Origin of the sequence: Duganella sp. Leaf61 (assembly GCF_001421905.1) — a bacterium.
GTDB lineage: Bacteria > Pseudomonadota > Gammaproteobacteria > Burkholderiales > Burkholderiaceae_D > Rugamonas > Rugamonas zoogloeoides.
In genome coordinates, this window is the sequence record NZ_LMLM01000031.1 from 129,428 (window position 1) to 153,380 (window position 23,953).

Annotated in this window: 20 protein-coding genes and 1 pseudogene; 16 read left to right on the forward strand and 5 right to left on the reverse strand. The window is 63.2% G+C overall.

The window, feature by feature from the left end:
- Positions 1–109: 109 nt before the first annotated feature.
- The 5 genes and pseudogenes from ASF04_RS22400 to ASF04_RS22420 form a co-directional block, all read left to right on the forward strand.
- Positions 110–997, forward strand: coding sequence for an ABC transporter ATP-binding protein (locus tag ASF04_RS22400; protein WP_056146788.1), 888 nt, complete (start codon positions 110–112; stop codon positions 995–997).
- A gap of 10 nt (positions 998–1,007) precedes the next feature.
- Complete coding sequence (locus tag ASF04_RS22405; RefSeq protein WP_056146789.1) at positions 1,008–4,592, forward strand: M1 family aminopeptidase; 3,585 nt, start codon at positions 1,008–1,010, stop codon at positions 4,590–4,592.
- Positions 4,585–5,685, forward strand: a complete 1,101-nt coding sequence (locus ASF04_RS22410; protein ID WP_056146791.1) for a DUF5694 domain-containing protein — start codon at positions 4,585–4,587, stop codon at positions 5,683–5,685. The genes ASF04_RS22405 and ASF04_RS22410 overlap by 8 nt, the downstream gene beginning before the upstream one ends.
- A 17-nt stretch (positions 5,686–5,702) precedes the next feature.
- Complete coding sequence (locus tag ASF04_RS22415; protein ID WP_056146792.1) at positions 5,703–5,951, forward strand: DUF1272 domain-containing protein; 249 nt, start codon at positions 5,703–5,705, stop codon at positions 5,949–5,951.
- A 75-nt stretch (positions 5,952–6,026) separates the two neighbouring features.
- Positions 6,027–6,254, forward strand: a pseudogene (locus ASF04_RS22420) (MerR family transcriptional regulator); the annotation flags it as partial.
- Positions 6,255–6,413: 159 nt separating this feature from the next.
- Here ASF04_RS22420 and hemB read toward each other — a convergent pair.
- Positions 6,414–7,430: a porphobilinogen synthase gene (hemB, locus tag ASF04_RS22425; RefSeq protein ID WP_056146796.1), complete on the reverse strand. Its 1,017-nt coding sequence runs from the start codon at positions 7,428–7,430 to the stop codon at positions 6,414–6,416.
- A 22-nt stretch (positions 7,431–7,452) separates the two neighbouring features.
- Complete coding sequence (yihA, locus tag ASF04_RS22430) at positions 7,453–8,205, reverse strand: ribosome biogenesis GTP-binding protein YihA/YsxC (RefSeq protein WP_056146798.1); 753 nt, start codon at positions 8,203–8,205, stop codon at positions 7,453–7,455.
- Between the two features lie 315 nt (positions 8,206–8,520).
- Here yihA and ASF04_RS22435 point away from each other — a divergent pair, with 315 nt between their 5' ends.
- The 5 genes from ASF04_RS22435 (at position 8,521) to ASF04_RS22455 (ending at position 14,338) form a co-directional block, all read left to right on the forward strand.
- Positions 8,521–9,195 carry a cytochrome c gene (locus ASF04_RS22435; protein WP_056146799.1) on the forward strand — a complete coding sequence of 225 codons (675 nt, stop codon included), beginning with the start codon at positions 8,521–8,523 and terminating at the stop codon, positions 9,193–9,195.
- 120 nt (positions 9,196–9,315) lie between these two features.
- Positions 9,316–11,403, forward strand: a complete 2,088-nt coding sequence (locus ASF04_RS22440) for a cytochrome c biogenesis protein ResB (protein WP_056146801.1) — start codon at positions 9,316–9,318, stop codon at positions 11,401–11,403.
- A 50-nt stretch (positions 11,404–11,453) separates the two neighbouring features.
- Positions 11,454–12,638 (forward strand): c-type cytochrome biogenesis protein CcsB, encoded by a 1,185-nt coding sequence (gene ccsB, locus ASF04_RS22445; protein ID WP_056146804.1) that lies wholly within the window; start codon positions 11,454–11,456, stop codon positions 12,636–12,638.
- Between the two features lie 91 nt (positions 12,639–12,729).
- The gene (gene msrP / locus ASF04_RS22450; protein ID WP_019923449.1) at positions 12,730–13,710 is read left to right on the forward strand and encodes a protein-methionine-sulfoxide reductase catalytic subunit MsrP; all 981 of its coding nucleotides are present in this window, start codon (positions 12,730–12,732) and stop codon (positions 13,708–13,710) included.
- A 13-nt stretch (positions 13,711–13,723) separates the two neighbouring features.
- Positions 13,724–14,338: a sulfite oxidase heme-binding subunit YedZ gene (locus ASF04_RS22455; RefSeq protein ID WP_056146806.1), complete on the forward strand. Its 615-nt coding sequence runs from the start codon at positions 13,724–13,726 to the stop codon at positions 14,336–14,338.
- 45 nt (positions 14,339–14,383) lie between these two features.
- Here ASF04_RS22455 and lysA read toward each other — a convergent pair whose 3' ends face one another.
- Together lysA and ASF04_RS28845 are read right to left on the reverse strand one after the other, a co-directional pair.
- Complete coding sequence (gene lysA / locus ASF04_RS22460) at positions 14,384–15,661, reverse strand: diaminopimelate decarboxylase (RefSeq protein WP_056146807.1); 1,278 nt, start codon at positions 15,659–15,661, stop codon at positions 14,384–14,386.
- 4 nt (positions 15,662–15,665) lie between these two features.
- Positions 15,666–15,854, reverse strand: a complete 189-nt coding sequence (locus ASF04_RS28845) for a hypothetical protein (RefSeq protein ID WP_227012354.1) — start codon at positions 15,852–15,854, stop codon at positions 15,666–15,668.
- A 117-nt stretch (positions 15,855–15,971) separates the two neighbouring features.
- On the opposite strand from ASF04_RS28845, the gene cyaY reads away from it, so the two are divergent.
- The gene (gene cyaY, locus ASF04_RS22465; protein ID WP_056146809.1) at positions 15,972–16,307 is read left to right on the forward strand and encodes an iron donor protein CyaY; all 336 of its coding nucleotides are present in this window, start codon (positions 15,972–15,974) and stop codon (positions 16,305–16,307) included.
- 56 nt (positions 16,308–16,363) lie between these two features.
- Here the strand turns inward: cyaY and ASF04_RS22470 are convergent, their stop codons facing one another.
- Positions 16,364–18,712, reverse strand: coding sequence for a penicillin-binding protein 1A (locus ASF04_RS22470; RefSeq protein ID WP_056146810.1), 2,349 nt, complete (start codon positions 18,710–18,712; stop codon positions 16,364–16,366).
- 198 nt (positions 18,713–18,910) lie between these two features.
- On the opposite strand from ASF04_RS22470, the gene ASF04_RS22475 reads away from it, so the two are divergent.
- Genes ASF04_RS22475 through ASF04_RS22495 form a run of 5 tightly spaced genes read left to right on the forward strand, consistent with a single transcriptional unit; the run spans position 18,911 to position 23,940 of the window.
- The gene (locus ASF04_RS22475; protein WP_056146811.1) at positions 18,911–19,984 is read left to right on the forward strand and encodes a pilus assembly protein PilM; all 1,074 of its coding nucleotides are present in this window, start codon (positions 18,911–18,913) and stop codon (positions 19,982–19,984) included.
- Positions 19,984–20,619 carry a PilN domain-containing protein gene (locus tag ASF04_RS22480; protein ID WP_056146812.1) on the forward strand — a complete coding sequence of 212 codons (636 nt, stop codon included), beginning with the start codon at positions 19,984–19,986 and terminating at the stop codon, positions 20,617–20,619. Before ASF04_RS22475 ends, ASF04_RS22480 begins: the two co-directional genes overlap by 1 nt.
- The gene (locus ASF04_RS22485) at positions 20,616–21,305 is read left to right on the forward strand and encodes a type 4a pilus biogenesis protein PilO (RefSeq protein ID WP_056146813.1); all 690 of its coding nucleotides are present in this window, start codon (positions 20,616–20,618) and stop codon (positions 21,303–21,305) included. Before ASF04_RS22480 ends, ASF04_RS22485 begins: the two co-directional genes overlap by 4 nt.
- On the forward strand, positions 21,302–21,847 hold the full coding sequence (locus ASF04_RS22490) for a pilus assembly protein PilP (protein WP_056146815.1): 546 nt from the start codon (positions 21,302–21,304) through the stop codon (positions 21,845–21,847). The genes ASF04_RS22485 and ASF04_RS22490 overlap by 4 nt, the downstream gene beginning before the upstream one ends.
- Positions 21,844–23,940 (forward strand): type IV pilus secretin PilQ, encoded by a 2,097-nt coding sequence (locus ASF04_RS22495; RefSeq protein WP_056146817.1) that lies wholly within the window; start codon positions 21,844–21,846, stop codon positions 23,938–23,940. Before ASF04_RS22490 ends, ASF04_RS22495 begins: the two co-directional genes overlap by 4 nt.
- The last annotated feature ends 13 nt before the right edge of the window (positions 23,941–23,953 follow it).

A 23,953-nucleotide genomic window follows, 5' to 3' on the forward strand; every position in this document is an offset into this window, starting at 1 on the left:
GTCGCACCAACCAGCAGTTAATCGAAAGACACTGATAAGTTTGCAACTTTGCTCTATAGTAAGGTTGCTTCGGAGCCTGTTGCTCCGGCTTATCAGGAGACCTGGCGTCATGCTTTCGATCAAACAGCTCAACAAGACCTACGACAACGGCGTCAAAGCCATCAACAATGTCACGCTGGAGATCGGCCACGGCATGTTCGGCCTGCTGGGCCCGAACGGCGCCGGCAAGTCGTCGCTGATGCGCACCATTGCCACCCTGCAAGACCCCGACAGCGGTTCCATCCACTTCGATGGCCTCGACGTACTGGCTCAGCCGCAGGCGCTGCGCCGCCAGCTTGGCTACCTGCCGCAGGACTTCGGCGTCTATCCCAAGGTCACGGCCGAGGTGCTGCTCAATCACTTTGCCGTGCTCAAGGGCCTGACCGCGCGCGGCGAACGCAAGGAGGCGGTCGAGGCGCTGCTGCAGCAAACCAATCTGTGGGAGGCGCGCAAGCGCAACCTGGGTACGTATTCGGGCGGCATGCGCCAGCGCTTCGGCATCGCCCAGGCGCTGCTCGGTGCGCCCAAGCTGGTGATCGTTGACGAACCGACCGCCGGCCTCGACCCCGAGGAACGCAACCGCTTCCACAACCTGCTGGCCCGCATCGGCGAGCAGGTGGTGGTCATCCTCTCCACCCACATCGTTGAAGACGTCACCGACCTGTGTCCGCAGATGGCGGTGATCGTCAAGGGACAGGTGCTGGTGCAGGGCGAGCCGCAGGCCGCCATCGACACCCTGCGCGACAAGGTCTGGCGCCGCACCGTGAGCGCCGAGGCGCTGCCCGGCTACCAAGAGCGCCTGAACGTGCTGCGCACCCGCCTGGTGGGCGGCAAGCCGCAAATCCACGTGTATGCCGACAGCCAGCCCGACGACGGCTTCATCGCGGTTGAGCCGAATCTCGAGGACGTGTACTTCCTGCACGTGCGCGCGGCCAACCGCGCTGCTGCGGCAGTGTGAGGAGCACGCCATGCTGATGGAATTCTTCAAGTTCGACCTGCGCTACCAGTTGCGCCAGCCCCTGTTGTGGGTCACCGCCTTCGTGCTGGGCCTGATGGCGTTTGGCGCCACCACCAGCGACGCCGTGGTGGTGGGGGGCGCGATCGGCAATGTGCACCGCAATGCGCCAGTGGTGGTGGCGCAGCTGCTCGGTGCTTTCACCGTGTTCTCAATGCTCACCGTCACCATCTTCATCGCCGGCGCCGTGCTGCGCGACGCGGAAGTTGGCATTTCCGACATGTTGTTTGCCACGCCGATGCGCAAATACCAGTACCTGGCCGGGCGCTTCCTGGCCGGCCTGGCAGCGTGCCTGGCGATGTTCGTGGTGATCGCGCTGGGCACGGTGATCGGCCCGCTGATGCCGTGGGTGGACGCGGCGCGCGTCGGTCCGGTACCGGTGGACGCCTACCTGTGGGCCTTTGCCTGGCTGGTGATTCCCAACCTGGTCTTCATCGGTGCGCTCCTGATGCTGCTGGCGGCGACCACCCGCTCGATGATGATGGTGTACCTGGGCGTGCTGGCCTTCTTTGTGCTGTGGGGCGTGGCCGGCGTGTTTACGCGCGACGTCAGCAATGAATGGTTGCCGGTGCTGATCGATCCGTTCGGCGTGCGCGCCTTTGGCCGCGCCACCCGCTACTTCACGTCCGCCGAATCGAACACCATCGTGCCGCCGGTCGCCGGTTATTTGCTGGCCAACCGCGCCGTGTGGCTGGGCGTGGCGCTGGCCTGTTTTGCCGCCACGCTGGTGCTGTTCAAGCCGCAGCGCGCCGGCACCGGCCGCCGCTGGCTGGGCCGCAAGCGTACTAACGCCGCAGTGCCGGAGCTGGTCGTGCCGGCTGCCAGCGTCCTGCCTGCCATCGCGCCGCGCTTCGGACGCGGCACCGCCTGGCTGCAATGCTGGGACATCCTGCGTTTCGATGCCGCTGCCGTGTTCAAGGGCGTGCCGTTCCTGGTGATGCTGTTCTTCGGCATGGCCAACTTTATCGGCGCCGCCAGCCAGGCCAGCACGATGTTCGGTACCACCGTGTATCCGGTCACGTACATGATGCTCGAGACCATGGCCGGCAGCTTCAACTTCCTGCTGCTGATCGTGCTGACGTTCTATGCTGGCGAACTGATTTTCCGCGACCGCCAGTTCAAGGTCGCCGATGTGAGCGACGCGCTGCCGGTGCCCGACTGGGCGCCGCTGGTGGCCAAGAGCCTGGCGCTGGCGGGCGTGGTATTCGGTTTCCTGCTGGTGGGCGCGCTGACGGCGATGTGCATCCAGCTGATCAAGGGCGGCGCGCCGGTGGAGCCGGGCCTGTACCTGAAGGCGCTCCTGCTCGACTCGGCCAGCTTCGTCATGCTTGGTTTGCTGGCGCTGGTATTGCAGGTGCTGGTCAATAACAAGTTTGTCGGCTACCTGGCGATCGTCGTCTACATGGTGGCGCAGCTGGTGCTCAGTGCCGTGCATTTCGACCACAACCTGTACAACTTCGCTTCGCTGCCCCAAATCAAATACTCGGACATGAATGGCTACGGCCACTTCATCCGGGGCTGGTCGTGGTTTGCCGTGTACTGGGGTTGCGCCACGCTGGCGCTGCTGGTGGTGGCGCAGGCGTTCCGGGTGCGCGGCCTGGCGCTGCCGTGGCGCCGCCGCGTGCGTGCCGCCGGTAGCCGCCTGCGCGGGCCATCGGGCGTGCTGCTGGCGCTGTGCGTGGCCGGCTTTGCCGGTACCGGCGCCTGGATCTTCCACAACACCAATCAACTCAACCGCTACCAGCCGGGCAACGTGGCGATGGACGAGCAGGCGCGCTACGAAAAATCGTATCGCAAGTACAAGGACTTGCCGCAGCCGCGCGTGACCGACGTGCGCGCCGACGTCGATATCTATCCCGAGCAGCGCCGCGTGACCGTGCGCGGCCACTACCGGATGGAAAACAGGAGCGGCGTGCCGCTGGCCGAACTGCGCCTGCAACTGAACCGGGACGTAACCACGCGCTTTGCCAACCTGCCTGCGCACACTGTCGCCATCGACGACCAGGACCTCGGTTTCCGCGTGCTGCGGCTGGCGCAGCCGATCGCGCCCGGGGCGCAGCTCGATCTCGATTTCACGGTGGACGTGCACCCGCAAGGCTTTACCAACAAGGGCGATCCGGACCAGCTCAACCTGAATGGCACCTTCTTCAACAACACCGCCTTCTTCCCGCGCTTCGGCTACCAGTCGTCGCTGGAGCTGCAGGACCGCAACGAGCGCCGCAAGCGCGGACTGGGCGAGCCGCAGCGCATGGCCAAGCTCGAAGATGAACCGGCGCGCGCCAACAACGTCTTTGGCGACACCGACTGGATCAATTTCGAGACCACCGTTTCCACCTCCGCCGACCAGATCGCGATGGCGCCCGGCTACCTGCAAGACAGCTGGGAAAAGGACGGTCGCCGCTATTTCCATTACAAGATGGACCGGCCGATGGTGGGCTTCTTTGCCTACCTGTCGGCGCGCTGGAACGTCAAAAAAGGCGAATGGCGCGGCTTGCCGATCGAGGTGTATTACGATGCCAGGCACGGCTACAACGTCGATCGCATGATCACCTCGACGCAAAAGTCGCTCGACTACTTTGTCGCCAACTTCACGCCGTACCAGTTCCGCCAGGTACGCATCCTCGAGTTCCCGAGGTACCAGAGCTTTGCCCAGTCGTTTGCCAACACCATCCCGTATTCGGAGAGCATCGGTTTCATTGCCGACCTGCGTGACAAGAACGATATCGACTACGTGTTCTACGTGACCGCGCACGAGATGGCGCACCAGTGGTGGGGCCACCAGGTGGTGGGCGCGAATGTGCAGGGCTCGACCATGCTGGTCGAATCGCTGGCGCAATACTCGGCGCTGATGGTGATGGAGAAGGAATACGGCCGCAACAAGCTGCGCCGCTTCCTGCGCTTCGAGCTCGACTCCTACCTGCGCGGCCGGGGCGGCGAAGTGATCGAGGAACTGCCGCTGTACCGCGTGGAGAACCAGTCGTACATCCACTACCGCAAGGGCAGCCTGGTGTTCTACCGCCTGCGCGACGAGATCGGCGAAGAAGCGGTCAACCGCGCGCTCAAGCGCTTCCTGCAGGACAAGGGCTACCAGCAGGCGCCGTACACGACCAGCCGCGAGCTGCTCGAGTACCTGCGCGCGGAAGCGCCGCAGGACAAGCAGGCCCTGATCACCGACCTGTTCGAAAAGATTGTCCTCTACGATAACCGTGTGACCGAGGCAACCGCCAAAAAACGTCCCGACGGCCAGTGGGACGTCACCATGAAGCTGCACCTGGCCAAGCTCGAAGCGGACGGCAAGGGCAAGGAAACCGCGCGCGACTACGACGAGCCGGTAGAGATCGGCATCTTCGCGCGCGCTCCGGGCGCCAAGGAGGCCGACGAAAAAGTGCTGTACCTAGAAAAACGCCTGCTGCGCGGCAGCGACCCGGTGCTGACCGTGACGGTCAAGGACCAGCCGTTCGAGGTGGGCGTGGACCCGTATAACAAGATGATCGACCGGGTGCCCGGCGACAATCGCAAGGAGGTGGGCAATGAGTAAGGCTGTCGTATCGAAGTTGCTGGCCGGACTGGTCGCAGCGGCGGTGTGCCAGGCTGCTGCGGTGGCGGCCGCACCACACCAGCAGTCGTTTGATCCTTCCACGCTCAAGCTGGTGCGGGGGCAGATCAACCAGGTGATGGTGCTGGGCTCGCCGCACTTGTCGCAACTGCCCAAGCCGTTCGATGCGACGACCTTACAGTTGCTCAACGAGCGGCTGGTGGCGTGGCGGCCGCAGGCGATCGCCATCGAGAATCTGTCGGGCGTACAGTGCGCCAATCTGCGGCGCTACCCGCAGCGTTACGCCGATACCGTCAAGAGCTATTGCCGCGACACCTCGGCCGCCCAGGCCGCAACCGGTCTCGACGTGTTCGAGGCCACCGACCGCGCCGAGTTGCTGCTGGCGGCCTGGCCGGCCAAGCCCACCGCCGCCCAGCGGCGTGCACTGGCATCGCTGTTCCTGGCGGCCGGCGAACCGGCTTCGGCACTGGTACAGTGGCTGCGCTTGCCGGCGCCGGAGCGGCGCGCGGGCGATGGCCTCGATACCGCGCTGGTGGAAACCCTGGACAAGCTGATGGTCCGGCCCGACGAAGGCTACCTGATTGCCGCGCAAGTCGCCGCCCGGGTCGGACTGGAGCGCGTGTACGCGATGGACGACCACACGGCCGACAAACCCGAGCCGTCGGAAGCAGAGCAAAAGGCGGCCGGCGCGGCCATCATGAAAGCGTGGGACAACCCGGCGACAGCGCAGCGTACCGACAGCGACAAGGCTTTGCAAAGCGAGATCACCACGGCTACCGGGGTGCTGGCGATGTACCGGGCCTATAACGATCCGGGCCAGGCCGCGCTGACCTTCAGAAGCGATTTCGGCGCGGCACTGGAAGAGCCGTCGCCGCAGCACTACGGCCGTGGCTACGTGACCTATTGGGAGACGCGCAACCTGCGCATGGCGTCCACTATCCGCGAGGCGATGAGCCCGCCCGGCATGCGCATGCTGGTGATCGTGGGCGCCTCCCACAAGTTTTATCTTGAAGCGTATCTGAACCAGATGCATGATGTGGGTATCGTCGATACCGATGCGGTACTGCATCACTGACCTTGAAGGGAAACACCATGCTGCAACTGCGCCCCAACTGCGAATGCTGCGACATCGACCTGCCGCCCGACTCCACCGAGGCGCGCATCTGCTCGTTCGAATGCACGTTCTGCGCACCGTGTGCCACGTCGAAACTGGCGGGCAAGTGCCCGAACTGCGGCGGCGAACTGGTGGCGCGGCCACGGCGCCCGCTGGCCAAGCTGGCCAACAATCCCGCTTCCACCGAGCGCGTGTTCAAACCGGCCGGTTGCGCCGAGGCCGCATAAGCGCAAATAAGTCCTTGACCCTCACGCAACGTCAGGCGCCAACCTGTCTGCACGCACCAAGGCGGGAGCTTGACGATGTTATTAAAGATCGGTGAACTGGCCAAACGCACGGGGTTGACGGTGCGTACGCTCCACCATTACGACGCCATCGGCCTGCTCCAGCCCTCCGCGCGCACCGATGCCGGTTACCGGCTCTACAACCGAACCGACATCGCCCGGCTGCATCACATCCAGGCGCTGCGCAAGTTCGGCTTGTCGCTGGCCGACATCGGTGCTTCCCTGGACAGACCGGACCTGCCGCTAGAAGGTGCGGCAGGCGCTGGTCAACGAGCCGGGGTTGGCCGACGACGGTTTCGTCACGCCGGCGATGCGCGACTTCATGCGGGCGCAATGATGGCGCTGCGTCCATAAAAAAAGCCGCCCGCGGTGCTGGGCACCGGCGGCTTTCTTCAACGGTCAAATTTATTTCGCCGCGTTGAGCAGCCGCGCGATGTCGAGCGCAAAGTAGGTCAGCACGGCATCGGCGCCGGCGCGTTTGAACGCCATCATCGACTCCATCATGACCTTGTCGTGGTCGAGCCAGCCGTTCTGGGCGGCGGCCTTGATCATCGCGTATTCGCCGCTGACCTGGTAGGCAAACGTCGGCACCTTGAATTCGTCTTTCACGCGGCGCACGATGTCGAGGTAGGGCATGCCGGGTTTGACCATCACCATGTCGGCGCCTTCGGCGAGATCCAGCGCCACTTCGCGCAGCGCTTCGTCGCTGTTGGCGGGGTCCATCTGGTACTGGTTCTTGTCGCCCTTGCCCAGGTTGGCGGCCGAGCCCACGGCGTCGCGGAACGGGCCGTAAAAGGCCGACGCGTACTTGGCCGAGTAGGCCATGATGCGGGTGTGGATGTGGCCCTTGTCTTCGAGCGCGGCGCGGATGGCGGCGATGCGGCCGTCCATCATGTCCGATGGCGCCAGCACGTCGGCGCCGGCGTCCGCGTGGCACAGCGCCTGTTTGACCAGCACGTCGGTGGTGATGTCGTTGATCACGTAGCCGTGCTCGTCGATGATGCCGTCCTGGCCGTGCACGGTGTACGGGTCGAGCGCTACGTCGGTCAGGATGCCCAGCTCAGGGAAGGCCTGCTTGAGGGCACGGATCGCCCGTGGTACCAGGCCGTCCGGGTTGTACGCCTCGGCGCCGTCGAGCGACTTGCCATCCGCTTCGATGACCGGGAACAGCGCCAGCACCGGGATGCCCAGCGCCACGCAGTCCTGCGCCACTTTCAGCAGCAAGTCCACCGACACCCGCTCCACGCCCGGCATCGACGCCACGGTCTGGCGTTGCTGCGTGCCTTCGAGGATGAACACCGGGTAGATCAGGTCGGCGGCGGTGATCACGTTTTCGCGCATCAGCGCGCGCGAAAACGGATCGCGGCGCATGCGGCGCATGCGCAGGGCGGGGAACGAGGAGGGGGCGTGAGGCGTGTGCATCGTATGACTTCCTTAGTGTGTGTTACTTGGCATCTTTTACTTCGTCATCGGCGCCGTCGATCGCGTCGATCTGCTCGACCTGGGCGGCGATCTGCGCAGCGGCTGCGTCATCGTCGGTCACGCCGGCCAGTTCGAGGATCTTGTCGTTGGCTTCGTCGATGCCGACCCGCTTGAGGGCGGAGAACAATTGCACGGTGAACGGGAAACCTTCACCGTCTTCATCGACATAGCTGTCGAGCCTAGCCTTGGCCTGGCGCAGCACGTTGACCGACTCATTACGGTTGAGCTTATCGACCTTGGTCAGGATGCAGTGGATCGGCTTGCCGGTCGGGGCGAACCATTCGAGCATCTGGATGTCGAGGTCGGTGAACGGGCGGCGCGAGTCCATGATCAGGATCAGGGCGGCGAGCTGCTCGCGGCGCTGGACGTAGTCGCCCAGCAGGCGCTGCCAGTGCAGTTTGGCCGAGCCCGACACTTCGGCGTAGCCGTAGCCGGGCAAGTCCACCAGCAGGCATTCGATCTCTTCGACGATGGTCGGATCCTTGCGGTGCTGGGCCACGTGGGCGCCGCCGATCGAGAAATAATTGATGTGCTGGGTACGGCCAGGGGTCTTGGACGCGAACGCCAGACCCTTCTGGTTGCACAGGATATTGATGGCGGTCGATTTACCGGCGTTGGAACGACCTGCAAAGGCGATCTCCGGCACCGTGGTGTCGGGCAGGTCGCGCAGTTGGTTAACGGTCGTAAAGAAGCGGGCTTGCCAGAGTTTAGACATGAGATAACGTAAGATGGGGGAAAATGCAACAAAGTGGGGCGGTTAGGCAGGTAAGCTATTGTACAATGCCCAAGTAAGTACTCATAAATTCTTGTGAATACTGACTACCATCACCGGCGCTCTGCGGCGTTACCCACTGCTAGCAGTGCTCGCACTGCGTCGCAGCGGGCGCCTTGCAGCGCATCCGGTGCTGTTCGTCATTATTTCACAATAATTTCTTCGTACTTACTTAGTCACGGAATGTTGCCAGGCATTCGAGAATGCCACGCCTTCATTCGGACGTAAAACTTTATAGACTCCTTCCAAGGTGCTTGAATGAAACGTGCGTTTTCTCCTTTGCTGAAACCCCTGCTCATCGCCGCCATCGCCTTTACCGCTCTCAGCGGCCACGCCGAAGATAAGGCGCCCGCCGCAAGCACTGCTCCCAAAGTCGATCCCGCCAAAGGCGGTACGCTGTACGCGGAAGGCGACGCCGCGCGCGGCCTGCCTGCTTGCGTGTCGTGCCACGGCGCCAATGGCAATTCGACCATTTCGATCAATCCCAAGCTGTCCGCGCAAAGCCAGAGCTACCTGTACAAGCAACTGGTCAACTTCACCACCGACGCCCGCAACCAGCCGGTGATGTCGCTGTATTCGAAAATGCTGACCGACGCCGACAAGCACAACGTGGCGGCCTGGCTGGCCACCCAGCCGTCGAAACCGGGCGCGGCGAAAAACCGCGACAGCATCGACCTGGGCAAGAAAATTTATCGCGGTGGCATTGCCGAGAAAAACGTGCCGGCCTGTGCCAGCTGTCATGGCGCCACCGGTGGTGGCATCCCCGCGCTGTACCCGCGCCTGGCCGGTCAGCACCAGGATTACACGGTTGCCCAGCTGGGCCTGTTCAAGGACCACGGCCGCAAGAACAGCCCGGAAATGGCCACCATCGCCGCCCGCATGTCCGATGAGGAAATGAAAGCGGTAGCGGATTATGTCGCAGGGCTGAAATAGCGCTGCCTTATAAATCGCTGACTAGAGCGTTTTTATACCAATTGGGAGGGCGGCGGCGTGAGCGGGCCGCCCTTTTTATTGGTATGCTGCGCGGTTGCCCCATTATTTAGATCGCCATGCATGACTAGCACCACCGGTATCCAAATCAAGACCCGCCGCCCCCTCATCGGCGAGATGATCGAGCTGATGTCCTCGATGCGCTTTGCGATTGCCATGCTGGCAATGATCGCCATTGCCGCCGTGATCGGCACGGTGATGAAGCAGAGCGAGGCCACTTCCAACTACATCAACCAGTTCGGGCCATTCTGGTTCGAGGTGTTCGACAAGGCCGGCCTGTATGCCGTGTACTCGTCGTGGTGGTTCATGCTCCTGATGACGCTGCTGGTGTCATCGACCAGCCTGTGCATCGCGCGCAACGCGCCGAAAATGGTGCGCGACATGCGCAGCTGGCGCGAAAACGTGCGCGAGCAGTCGCTGCTCAATTTCCCGCACCGCATGCACTGGCGCGCGCCGCTCGCGCGTGCCGCGCTGGCGCAGCAAACCGCCGCCCGCCTGGCCGACAACGGCTACCGAGTGAAGATTGTCGAGCGCGATAACGGCACCTTGCTCGCTGCCAAGCAGGGCGGCGCCAACAAGTTCGGCTACATTTTCGCCCACGCGTCGATCGTGGTCATTTGCGTGGGCGCGCTGTTCGATTCCGACTTGCCGATCCGCTTCCAGGAATGGGTACTGGGCAAGACGCCGTTTGCCGGCAGCGGCCTGATCGCCGAAGTGCCGGCCAAGCACCGGCTGAGCACAGCCAATCCCACCTTCCGTGGCAACACCCTGATCCCCGAAGGCTCGAACAGTTCGAGCGCGCTGCTGCAGCGTCCCGACGGCGTGCTGATCCAGGATCTGCCGATTACCATCAACCTGAAAAAATTCACCATCGATTTTTACAGCACCGGCATGCCCAAGCTGTTTGCCAGCGATGTCGAGGTGGTCGATCACGCCACCGGCGAGAAGGTCAACGCCGTCATCGAGGTCAACAAGCCTTTGATCTTCAAGGGCCTGGCGATTTACCAGTCCAGCTTTGAAGACGGCGGCAGCAAGCTCAAGCTCAAGGGCTACCCGATGCTGGGCACTGGCACCCAGAGTTTCGAACTCAATGGCGAAGTGGGCGGCACCACGCCGTTCAGCGACGCCTACACCATCGAATGGTCGGGCTTCCGGCCGTTCAACGTGGAAAACATGAACAACGACGCGCGCGCGGTCAAGCAGGATAAAAGCCTGCGCGAAGCCTTGTCGGCCAGCCTCGACAAGCACACCGGTTCGGCCGGACGGGGCAGCCTGTCCAACGAACTGAAAAACGTCGGCCCCAGCGTGCAGTACAAGCTGCGCGACAAGACCGGCCAGGCGCGCGAATACCAGAACTACATGCAGCCGATGACGCTCGACGGCGCGTCCGTATTCCTGGCCGGCGTGCGCGCCAACCCGTCCGATCCGTTCAGCTACCTGCGCATCCCCGCCGACGACGAACACTCGGTGCGCGACTGGATGCGCCTGCGCGCCGCCCTGGCCGACCCGTCCCTGCGTGCCGCTGCCGCCAAGCGGTACGGCGAGCGCGCCGCGCCGCAAACTGGCGATGTCGCTGCCGTGCGTGCGCAAATCGAAGCGTCGTCCGAAAAAAGCCTGGGCCTGTTTGCCGGTGATGGCAAGGTGGGTGGTTTCGTGTCGATTTCGCAATTCCTGGAAAAAGTGCCGGTTGAAGGGCAGGAAAAGACCGCCGAAGTATTCATGAAAATCTTGAACGGCAGCCTGTGGGAGCTATGGCAGGTGGCGCGTGCAAAAGACGGCCTGGCGCCGGTCACCGCCGACGAGGCCCATGGCCGCTACCTGCTGCTGGCCACCAATGCGCTGTCGGACGCGTTTTTCTACGGCGCCCCCGTGTATTTGCAGCTCGATGAGTTCGTGGAAGTGAAGGCCTCGGTGTTCCAGGTCACGCGCTCGCCAGGCAAGAACATCGTGTACTTCGGCTGCGCGCTGCTGGTGCTGGGCGTGTTTTCGATGTTTTATATCCGCGAGCGCCGCCTGTGGGTGTGGATCAAGGACGATGTTGAACATTCCGGCGGCACCGAGGCATTAATGGCCATGAGCACGCAACGCAAGACGCTCGATTTCGAACGTGAATTTGTAACATTGAAGGAAAAGTTGCCGCAATCGGCTTAATGTACGATCAGCGTACGCCGAGCGTATGACCAGCGCAGCATGGAGAAATAATGGAACTGACTGAAAAATCAACCCGGACCACCCCCACCCAGGCCGCCGGCGGCACCTATGTGCAGGCGCCCGGCTACTTCAAGCGCCTGACCGTCGTGGACTGGCTGTTTGCCACGGCGCTGCTGGCGGGCGCCGTGTTCGCCTTCAACCGCTACGGCCACTTCATGGACGTGTACGAGGAAGCGATCATGCTGCTGTGCGCGCCCGTGTTCGCGGCGCTGGGCTGGCACTGGAAACCGGTGCGCTGGGTGATGGCGCTGGTCGCGGTGCTGTCCTTGTGGGCGATCTCGATGTACGCGGGCCAGCTCGACATGGGGACGCAAAAATTCTGGCTGCGGTACATGATCTCGAGCCAGTCGGCAATTTTATGGATGAGCGTGATGTTCTGCTTGTCCACGCTGTTCTACTGGATCGGCTTTGCCGGCAAGTCGGACGCGTGGAGCAGCCTCGGTACCAAGCTCAGCTGGGCTGCCGTGGTGCTGGGCTGGACCGGCATGATGGTGCGCTGGTACGAGTCGTACCTGATCGGTGCGGACGTGGGCCACATTCCCGTCTCCAACCTGTACGAAGTGTTCATCCTGTTCGCGCTGATCACCTCGATGTTCTACCTGTACTTCGAGGACCGTTACAAGACCCGTCAAATGGGGCCGTTCGTGCTGTTGATCATTACTGCCGCCATCGGCTTCCTGTTCTGGTACACCACCTCGCGCGATGCCGCCGAAATTCAGCCGCTGCTGCCGGCCCTGCAAAGCTGGTGGATGAAGATCCACGTGCCGGCCAACTTCATTGGCTACGGTAACTTCGCGCTGGCGGCGATGGTGGCGGTGGCCTACCTGCTCAAATCGTCGAACCGGCTGGTGGACCGCCTGCCGTCGCTCGAGGTCCTGGACGACGTCATGTACAAGGCCATCTCGGCCGGTTTCGCCTTCTTCACCATTGCCACCATCCTCGGCGCGCTGTGGGCGGCGGAAGCGTGGGGCGGCTACTGGTCGTGGGATCCGAAAGAGACCTGGGCGCTGATCGTCTGGCTCAACTACGCGGCCTGGTTGCACATGCGCCTGATGACGGGCTTGCGCGGCCGTCCGGCGGCCTGGTGGGCGCTGGTGGGCCTGCTGGTCACCACGTTTGCCTTCCTCGGTGTGAACATGTTCCTGTCGGGCCTGCACTCGTATGGCAAGCTATAAAACATTTTTCAAGGTTAACTGAGCCGTAATATCTGTTTTCCGGGATTGGTGTAAGGTTGCGACATTGCCTTGTACCTTTTCTGGAGTCAACATGCTGATCAAGCGTAGCCCCAACGGTATCGAACTGCCGTTTTCGTCGGAAATCACACCGCGCGCGCTGTACGAGTCGCGCCGCACCTTCATCAAGCAGGTCGCTGCCGGCGCCATCGGCAGCGCCGCGCTGCTGGAAATGGCCAACCGCGAAGCGTTTGCGCAAGGAGCGGGGCTGGCCAAGCTGCCGGCCAGGCTCAATCCCGCCTATTCGGCGCTCGACAAGCAGACGCCGTACAAGGACGCCACCACCTACAACAATTTCTACGAGTTCGGCACCGACAAGAGCGATCCGGCCGCCAATGCCGGCACCCTGAAAACCCGGCCGTGGACGGTGCAGATCGAGGGCGAAGTCAAGAAGCCGATGACGCTCGACATCGACGCGCTGCTCAAGCTGGCGCCAATGGAAGAGCGCATCTACCGGCTGCGCTGCGTGGAAGGCTGGTCGATGGTGATTCCGTGGGTGGGCTACTCGTTCTCCGAGATCATCAAGAAGGTTGAACCGACCGGCAACGCCAAGTACGTGGAATTCATCACCCTCAACGACCGCAAGCAGATGCCGGGCGTGAACAGCCGCGTGCTCGAGTGGCCGTACACGGAAGGGCTGCGTATCGACGAAGCCAATCACCCGCTGGCGCTGCTCACCTTTGGCATGTATGGCGAAGTGCTGCCGAACCAGAACGGCGCGCCGGTGCGCATGGTCTTGCCGTGGAAGTATGGTTTTAAATCCGCCAAGTCGATCGTCAAGATCCGTTTTGTGAAGGACTTGCCGCGCACGTCGTGGAATATTTCGGCGCCGCGCGAGTACGGCTTCTATTCCAATGTGAATCCCGAGGTCGATCACCCACGCTGGTCGCAGGCGTCCGAGCGCCGCATCGGCGAAGACGGCTTCCTGGCCCGCAAACGCAAGACGCTGATGTTCAACGGTTACAGCGACGTGGCGCCGCTGTACGCCGGCATGGACCTGAAAAAATTCTATTGAGGCGCTACGCAGCATGGCTTTCAATCCCACCGCGCGCCAGACCAGCCTGATCAAGGCGATCGTGTTCCTGGCCGCCCTGATCCCGCTGGCGCGCATGGTCTATCTGACGGTAACCGGGCAACTGGTGGAACCGCTCGAATTCATCACGCGCTCCACCGGCGACTGGACCTTGTATTTCCTGTGCATCACGCTGGCAGTCACGCCCTTGCGGCGTTTTACCAAATGGAACTGGCTGGTCAAGCTGCGCCGCATGCTGGGCCTGTTCATGTTCTTCTACGGCGTGCTGCACTTCATGACGTTTTTATGGTTCGACCATTTCTTCGACCTGGCGGAAATGTGGAAAGACGTGCTGCGGCGGCCGTTCATCACGGTCGGTTTCATCGCCTTCTTGCTGCTGATCCCGCTGGCGGCCACCAGTACCAACGCCATGATCCGCCGCCTGGGCGGCAAGCGCTGGCAATGGCTGCACCGGCTGATCTACGTGATCGCGCCGCTGGCGATCCTGCACTTCTGGTGGATGAAGGCGGGCAAGCACAACTTTACCGAGCCGATTATTTACGGCTCGATCCTGGCGGTGTTGCTGGGATTGAGGGTGTTCTGGGCGGTGCGCAAGCAGGCCAAAGTTTGAACATGGTCCCCCGCGCGGCATTGCGCCGGCGGGAGATGCTACAACTTATTTCAGCAGCGACTCCAGCGCATACAGCTCGGCCGGCGTTTCGCGGCGGCGCACCACGTGGGCGGTGGCGCCGTCAACGATGATTTCGGCGGCGCGGCCACGGGTGTTGTAATTCGAGGCCATGGTCATGCCGTAGGCGCCTGCCGAGTGCATCACCAGCAAGTCGCCGGCTGCCACCGCCAGCGCGCGGTCGCGGGCCAGCCAGTCGCCCGATTCGCAGATCGGGCCGACGATGTCGTAGGTCTTGCTTTCGGCTTGGCCTTGCACCACCGGCTGCATGTCCATCCAGGCCTGGTACAGGGCCGGGCGGGCCATGTCGTTCATGGCGGCATCGACGATGCAGAAGTTCTTTTCTTCGCCGTGCTTGATGAATTCCACGCGGGTCAGCAGCACGCCGGTGTCGCCCACGATCGAGCGGCCCGGCTCAAAAATCACTTTAATTGGTTGACCGTCGTAACGCTCGGCGCGCCAGGCGTCGATGCGGGCGAATACGCGGCCCAGGTAGTCGCCCACCGGCACCGGTGCGGCTTCGCCCGCTTCGCGGTAGTCGATGCCGATGCCGCCGCCCATGTCGAGGTGATGCAAGGTGATGCCTTCGTCGCCGAGGCGGTCGATCAGTTCGATCAGGCGGTCCAATGCTTCGAGCAGCGGCTGGTCGTCCAGCAGTTGCGAGCCGATGTGGCAGTCGATGCCGGCCACGTCGATGTGCGGCAGCGCGGCAGCGGCGCGGTAGGTGTCCAGTGCATCGTCAAAGGCCACGCCGAATTTGCTGGCTTTGAGGCCGGTGGCGATGTACGGGTGGGTTTTCGGATCGACGTTGGGGTTGACGCGCAGCGAGATGCGCGCAGTCTTGCCCATGGAGCCCGCCACGTCGTTCAGGCGGTGCAGCTCGGGGATCGATTCGACGTTGAAGCACAGGATGTCGTGCGACAGCGCCAGGCGCATTTCATCGACGCTTTTGCCTACGCCCGAGAAAATCACCTTGCCCGGGTCGCCGCCGGCGGCCAGCACGCGTTGCAGCTCGCCGCCGGAGACAATGTCGAAGCCGGCGCCCTGGCGGGCCAGCAGGTCGAGGATGGCCAGGTTGGAGTTGGCCTTCATGGCGTAGCACACCAGCGCGTCGCGGCCCTGGCAGGCGTCGGCGTACGCGGCGAAATTGCCCAGCAGCGCGGCCTTGGAGTAAACGTAGGTCGGGGTGCCATGCTCGGCGGCGATGGCGGCCAGCGACACGCCTTCGGCGTGCAGCACGCCGTCTTGATACGAAAATTGCGACATAGAATTATTTAGTGGACGGTACGGTGGTGGGGGACTGCATGGACGGCGGAGCCAGTGGCTCGGCCGGCGTTGGCACGATGGGCGCCGGCGGCTCGGCGGCCGGGGATACCGGGACCGTGCTGCTCTTGGCAGGTTTTGTCACTGGCGGCTTGGGCAGGTAGAGCGGGCCGGGTTGGCCGCAACCGCCGAGCATGACCGTCAGCGCCAGGGTGGCGGCGCCGATAATCGGAGAGACAGCATAACGAATAGGGGATGTCGGGGCAGACTTCACGATAGAATCACGGATTGACTATAGATACTGGAGTTTAGCATGGGCGATTCAGAATTCCTGGCGCAGGCCGAGGCCACCCTCGACGCCATCGAGGCGGCGTTGGACAAATTGAACGACGAAGACATGATCGACGTCGAATGCAGCCGCAGCGGCAACGTGCTCGAAATCGAATTCCTCCACAACGGTTCCAAGATCATCGTCAACAGCCAGGCGGCGATGAAGGAACTGTGGGTAGCGTCGCGCTCGGGCGGCTACCACTACCGCCAGGTCGAAGGCCAATGGATCAACACCCGCGACGGCTCGGAGATGCTAGCCTCGCTGTCGGAAATGGTCAGCGCGCAGGGTGGCGCACCTGTGGTGATCACGGCAAATTAAAAACTGCGTGCAGATACAAAAACGGCAGCCTCAGGCTGCCGTTTTTCATTCCGCTATCAGAACAGCTCGTTCTTGACCGCGTCCTTGGCCTTTTCTTCGGCCGGGGTACCCTGGTTGGCGCCGTCGATATTGTGGACGCCGGTGCCCGGCGGGTTCTCGGCGTAATAGTACTCGTCGCCGACCAGCATCACGCCTTCCGGTACCGCGCGTTCCTCGATCGGAATGTTTTTCAGCGCCTTTTGCATGTAGTTGATCCAGATCGGCAGCGCCAGGCCGCCGCCGGTTTCGCGGTTGCCCAGGTTGCGCGGCTGGTCGTAGCCGATCCAGGCCACGCCGACCAGCTTCGGCTGATAGCCGGCGAACCAGGCGTCGATCGAATCGTTGGTGGTGCCGGTCTTGCCCGAAATGTCCGGACGCTTGAGCGCCAGCGCCTTGGCAGCCGTGCCGAAGCGCACCACGTCCTTGAGCATGCTGTCCATCAGGAAGGCATTGCGTTCGTCGATCACGCGGTTCTTTTCGTCGCCGGCCTTGTCGGGCGTGGCTTGCGACAGGATCTTGCCGTCGGCATCGGTGACCTTGGCAATCAGGTACGGGCTCACCTTGTAGCCGCCGTTGGCAAACACGGCGTAGGCGCCGGCCATTTGCAGCGGCGTGACATTGCCCGCGCCCAGCGCCAGGGTCAGGTATGGTGGGTTCTTGTCGGCATCGAAACCGAAACGCGTGGTGTATTCCTGGCCATACTTGGCGCCGATCTTGTGCAGGATGCGGATCGAAATCATGTTTTTCGATTTCGTCAGGCCGCGGCGCATGGTCATCGGGCCATCGTACTTGCCGTCGTAGTTCTTCGGTTCCCACGCCTGGCCGCCGGTCTGGCCGGCGTCGAACGAGATCGGCGCATCGTTGATGATGGTGGCCGGCGACAGGCCGCGCTCGAGCGATGCCGAGTAGATGAACGGCTTGAACGACGAGCCGGGCTGGCGCCACGCCTGCGTCACGTGGTTGAACTTGTTGCGGTTGTAGTCGAAGCCGCCCACCATGGCCTTGATGGCGCCGTCCTCGGTGCTCGCTGCCACAAAGGCCGATTCGATCTGCGGCATTTGCGTCAGTTCCCAGTCCTTTTCTTCGCGCATCACGCGCACCACGGCGCCCCGGCGGATGCGCTTGTTGGGCGCGGCCTTGTCCGACAGCCACTGGCGGCCCATGGCCAGGCCGGCGCCGCTGATGCGGATTTCCTCGCCGGAGGCGGTGACCGCCACGATCAGCTGCGGCGTGGCTTGCAGCACGATGGCAGCGATGATGTCGTCGCTGTCCGGATGGTCGGCCAGCTCGGTCTCGATGGCGTCGTCGGCGTCTTCCTTTTTCGCTGGAATGTCGATGTACGCTTCCGGACCGCGGTACGGATGGCGGCGCTCGTAGTCCATGACGCCCTTGCGCAGCGCCAGGTAGGCAGCGTCCTGGTCGGCCTTGGTGATGGTGGTGAAGACGTTCAGGCCACGCGTATACGTGTCTTCCTTGAACTGTTCATAGACCAGCTGGCGTGCCATTTCGGCCACGTATTCGGCGTGCACGCCGAACTCGCTGCTGTCGGTCTTGACCTTGAGCTGCTCGGCGCGCGCTTCCTCGTATTGCAGGTCGCTGATATAGCCGAGCGCGTGCATGCGGGTAAGAATGTACTGCTGGCGCGTACGCGCGCGCTTGGGATTGACGACTGGGTTGTAGGCCGATGGCGCCTTCGGCAAGCCGGCCAGCATGGCCGCTTCGGCGACGGTGATGTCGCGGATATTCTTGCCAAAATAAATTTGCGCGGCCGATGAGAAACCATAGGCGCGCTGGCCCAGGTAAATCTGGTTCATATAGACCTCGAGAATCTGGTCCTTGCTGAGGTTTTTCTCGATTTTCCAGGCCAGCAGCATTTCGTAGACCTTGCGCTTGATGGTCTGCTCGCTAGAAAGGAAAAAGTTGCGCGCGACTTGTTGGGTGATGGTCGATGCGCCCTGCTTGGCGCCGCCGGTGGCATTGTGCACGGCCGCACGCAGGATGCCGGTGTAATCGACACCGCCATGTTCGTAAAAGCGGTCATCCTCGATGGCCAGCACGGCCTTCTTCATCACATCGGGAATGTCCTTGATGCGCACCAGGTTGCGGCGTTCCTCGCCGAACTCGCCGATCAGGACATTATCGGCCGAGAAGATCCGCAGCGGCATCTTGGGGCGATAGTCGGTCAGGGTGTCGAGCTCGGGCAGGTTGGGGTAGGCCATCGCCAGCCCGAAGACCACCAGCAGCACGCCGCCCACGCCCAGGCCCAGTACGGACAGGCCGGCCATCAGGAAGAAACGCGAGGCGGATCTGGTTTTACGCGGAGTACCGCCGTCGCCGGTGGGAGGAGCCGATTTGGAAGAAGCCATGCAGTTCGATCTTTCTGAAAATAATCCGGGCCATTATAAGCGAGTGCCGAACCAGCGGCGCGCCTGTGGCGGCCCGGTTTTGGCACAGCTTGCATGATCGGCCTTAACAAGTGTGGTGAAACCGAATCGTGCGCGACAGAAATATCTTTACACCGATACAGGCTCGACTTACTGTAGGAGTTCACTCTCGGGAGGCGCATGAACGCATTCCAGGCCCTGTTCGGCCCTCGTAATCCGCCGTTGATTGGTATTGACATCAGTACATCTTGCGTACGTTTGGTGGAGCTGGCGCAGGGCGCCAAGGACGAGTTACGCCTCGAACGTTATGCGGCCGAGGCGCTGCCGCGCGGCGCCGTGGTCGATGGCGCCATCGAGAACATGGACCAGGTGGTGGAAACCGTGCGCCGCGTATGCAAGAAAAGCGGCACCCGCGCCAAGCTGGTGGCGCTGGGCATGCCGCCGGCCTCGGTGATCACCAAGAAAATCATCCTGGCCGCCGGCCTGTCGGAAGAACAACTGGAAATGCAGGTCGAGTCCGAAGCCAGCCAGTACATTCCGTTTGCGCTAGACGAAGTGAGCCTGGATTTCGACATCATCGGCCCCGCCAATTCGCCCGAGGACGTGGAGGTGATGCTGGCCGCGTCGCGCCGCGAAAAAATCGAGGACCGGGTGGCGATCGCCGAGGCATCCGGTTTGAAAGCGACGGTGATGGACATCGAATCGTACGCCGCCCGCGCCGCGCTCGACCGCGTGACCGCGCTGATGCCCGAGGCTGGCGCCGGCCGCGTGGTGGCGCTGTTCCAGGTGGGCGCCCAGGTCACGCACATTTCCGTCATGCTCGACGGCGCCACCGTCTATGAGCGCGAGCAGCCGTTCGGCGGCAACTCGCTTACCCACGACATCGTGCGCGCCTACGGCATAGCCTTCGAGGAGGCCGAGGCACGCAAGAAAGCCAACGACCTGCCCGACACCTACGTGCCGGAGCTGCTCACGCCGTTCCTGGAAAGCGCGGTGATGGAAGTGACGCGTGCGATCCAGTTCTTTTATACGTCCACGCCTTACACGCGCATCGACCGGCTGTTCCTGGCCGGCGGCTGCGCCTTGCTGCCGGGTTTGCTGGACCTGATCGCCAGCCGCACCCGCATCGCCTGCGCGGTGGCCGCGCCCTTCAAGGGCATGCAACTGGGACCGACAGTGCGCGAATCGCAATTGCGCGTTGACGGTCCGGCGTATCTCGTGGCCTGCGGGCTGGCGTTGCGGAGGTTTGGCTGATGATACGTATCAACCTGCTGCCCCACCGCGAAGAAAAACGCAAGCAGAAGCAGGCTGCGTTCGTGGCGCTGCTGGCGCTGGGCGGCGTGGTGGGCGTGGCGGTGGTGCTGATGGTGGGGGCGTACAACGCACGGGCGATTTCGATCCAGGAAGAGCGCAACGGCGCGCTCACGTCTGCCATCGGAGAACTGGACAAAAAGATCACCCGCATCGCCACCCTGAAACAGGAAATCGAAGCACTGAAGGCGCGCCAGCAGGCGGTCGAAGACTTGCAGGGCGACCGCAACCAGCCGGTGTACCTGCTCGATGAGCTCGTCAAGCAAACCCCGGCCGGCGTGTATTTGAAGGGCTTTCGCCAGGAGGGGCAGAAGGTGACTGTCGACGGTTATGCGCAATCGCAGGAGCGGGTATCGGAACTGCTGCGCAACCTGGCCGGCGCGTCGCCGTGGCTGGAAAAACCGGAATTGATCGAAGTGAAGGCGGCGGCGCTGACGCAGGGGCGCGCGGTGCGCAAGGTGGTGGAATTCAATTTGATCGTCAACATCCGCCGGCCGCGCGACAAGGACGTGGCACCGCTCACGCAGCCGCCAGGCCCGGCGCCAACACCTTCAGCGGCGGGAGGGCAGGCGGGATGAAGAGCAAACCCAAGCGCCGCACCGGCCCCGATCTGGGCGAACTGGCCGCGCGGTTCACCGCCCAGTTCCGCAACCTCAACCGCCGCCAGCCGGGCCAGTGGCCGCTGGCGCCGCGCGTGCTGTGCGCGGCCGGGGTGGCGGTGGCGATGATCGTGGCCGGCTATTTCGCGTACTGGAGCGGCCAGTTCGAGGTGGAGGAGGCGGGCGCCCAGGCCGAGGTGCGGCTGCGCGCGGAATACCGCCTCAAGACTGCCAAGGCCATCAACCTGGAAGCGTTGCAGGCGCAAAAGCTGCAAGTGGATCGCTATGTCGACCGCCTGCAGAAGCAGTTGCCGAGCAAGGCCGAGATGGCCGCGCTGCTGACCGATATCAACCAGGCCGGCTCCGGGCGCGGCCTGCAGTTCGAGCTGTTCAAACCGGCGCAGGTGGTGCTGCGCGACTACTACGCCGAGCTTCCGATCGACATCAAGGTTACCGGCACCTACCACGACATCGGCGCGTTTGCCGCCGACATGGCCAACCTGCCGCGCATCGTCACCCTCAACAACATGACGCTCAGCACCGGCAAGGACGGCGTACTGACGCTCGAAGCCGTGGCCAAGACTTTCCGCTACCTCGATCCCGACGAAGTGCAGGCCCAGCGCAAGGCGGCTGACGCGAAAAAGAAAGCGGCCAAGCGATCATGAACCTGCGCCTTCTCCCATGCCTGTTAATGGTATTGCTGGCCGGCTGCGGCGACAGCGACGTGCAGGAAGTGCGCGCCTGGATGAAACAGGTCGATGCCGAAACCAGGGTGGGCGTGCCGCCGCTGGCCGAGCCGAAGACGTTCATTCCGTTCGCCTACCAGCAAAAGGAGGTGCTCGATCCGTTCAACCCCGGCAAGCTGCTGGGCGAGCTGGCGCGGCAGGGGGCCGACGCTGGCGCGGGCGGCGGCGGGCTGGCGCCGGACCCCAGGCGGCGCAAGGAACTGCTGGAAAACTATCCGCTCGATACCGTGAAAATGGTGGGCACCATGGAAATGAAAGGCACCATGTACGCCGTGCTGCAAATCGAGCGCAATGTGTACAAGGTGGTCAAGGGGCAGTACCTGGGCCAGAACCATGGCGTCGTCACCGCCATCTCCGACAACACCGTGTCCATCCGCGAAGTCGTGCAGGACGCCACCGGCGACTGGGTAGAACACCTGGCCACGCTGGAACTACAGGAAAGCAAGGAGACCGCCAAATGATGGCTCGACTGTTTTTGTTGCTCTTGTTACTGTTTGCCGGCGGCGCGTCCCGCGCCCAGGACAGCAACGCCATCGACACGATTACCGCCAGCCAGCAGGGCGCCAGCCTGGTGGTGCGGATCGGGCTGGCGCAACCGCCCGCCGCGTTGCCTGCCGCGTTTGCCATCAGCAATCCGCCGCGCATCGCGCTCGATTTCGGCGCGATCAGCAACCGCACCGGCAAGACCGAGCACGACTTCGGCCTGGGCGACTTGCGCAACGTGCAAGTGGTGCAGGCGGGCGACCGCGCGCGGCTGCTGTTCAACCTGAATCGCAGCCTCGGCTACACCATGGCCATCGACGGCAAGGCCGTGGTGCTGACCATCGATACCAGCGCTGGTGCTGCCGCCCCCGCAGCCACGGCCACTACCCAGGCCACCGAGAAGCCGCTGTTGAAAGCCATCGATTTCCGGCGTGGCGACAACGGCGAGGGGCGGGTAGTGGTGGAACTGCCGCGCGGCGCGGCGGCCGATGTGCGGCAAACGCCCATCGGCGTGGTGGTCGATTTCATCGGCACCGGTGCGCCGGAGTCGCTGCGGCGCCGGCTCGACGTCGGCGACTTCGGCACGCCGGTCAGCTTTGTCACCACGGTGCAGCAGGGCGACCATGCGCGCATGACCATCGAGGCGCGCGGCCTGTGGGAGCAGAGCGTGTACCAGAACGATGCGCAACTGGTGGTGGACGTGCGGCCGATCAAGGAAGATCCGCGCCGCATCGTGCAGGGTTCGCAAGGCTATCGCGGCGACAAGTTGTCGTTCAATTTCCAGAACCTGGAAGTGCGCGCAGCGCTGCAGATAATTGCCGATGTGTCGGGCCTGAACATCATCACCAGCGACAGCGTGACCGGCAATCTGACCCTGCGCCTGAAAGACGTGCCGTGGGACCAGGCGCTGGAAGTGATCCTGCAGGCCAAGGGTCTGGACATGCGCAAGAACGGCTCGGTGCTGTGGATCGCGCCAAAAGAAGAGCTGCTGACCAAGGAAAAGCTTGAACTCGAACAGCGGGCCCAGATCGCCGACCTCGAGCCGTTGAAGTCCGAAATCTTCCAATTGAATTACCAGAAGGCCGAGGCGTTCCGCACCGTGTTCGGCCTCGATGCCGCCGCTGGCGCCGGCAACCGCGTGCTGTCGCGGCGCGGCAGCGCCATCATCGAGCCGCGCACCAACCAGCTGTTCGTCACCGATACGGCGGCCAAGATCGAGGACGTGCGGCGCCTGATCGCCAAGACCGACGTGGCTACCAAGCAGGTGCTGATCGAGGCGCGCATCGTCGAGGCCAGCGACACCTTTACGCGCAATCTTGGCGCCAAGCTGGGCTTTTCCGACATGCGTACCGTGCGCGGCGGTAACTCCGGCTACCAGGTGGGCAGCGGCAACACCCGCGTGGGCATCGGCGGCAACATCACCGGCGTGGGCGAGGTGACGGGGCAGATCGCGCCCACCGCCACCAGCTACAACAATACCCAGTTCGTCAACTTGCCGGCCGCCGGCATCAACGGCATCGACGCCGCCAGCCTGGCGCTGAGCCTGTTCTCGGCAGCCGACAACCGTTTCCTCAACCTGGAATTGTCGGCGCTGGAAGAAGACGGTACCGGCAAGATCGTCTCGAGCCCGCGCGTGATCACGGCCGACAAGGCGATGGCGCTGATCGAGCAGGGCATCGAGCTGCCGTACCAGGTGGCCACCAGCAGCGGCGCCACGTCGATCCAGTTCCGCAAGGCGAATTTACGGCTGGAAGTGACGCCGCAGATCACGCCCGACGGCAACGTGGTGATCGAAGTCGATGTGAACAAGGACAGCGTGGGCCAGGAAACCCGGTCCGGCTTTGCCATCGACACCAAGCACATCAAGACCCAGGTGATGGTGGAAAACGGCGGCACGGTGGTGCTGGGGGGGATCTACCAGCAGACCGAGCGCAACTCGACCAGCAAGGTCCCGCTGCTGGGCGACGTGCCGGTACTCGGCTACCTGTTCCGCACCACGGGCCGCACCAACGACAAGACCGAATTGCTGGTATTTATCACGCCGAAAATCGTCACCGACAAAGTCAAGTAACCGGGCCGCCAGG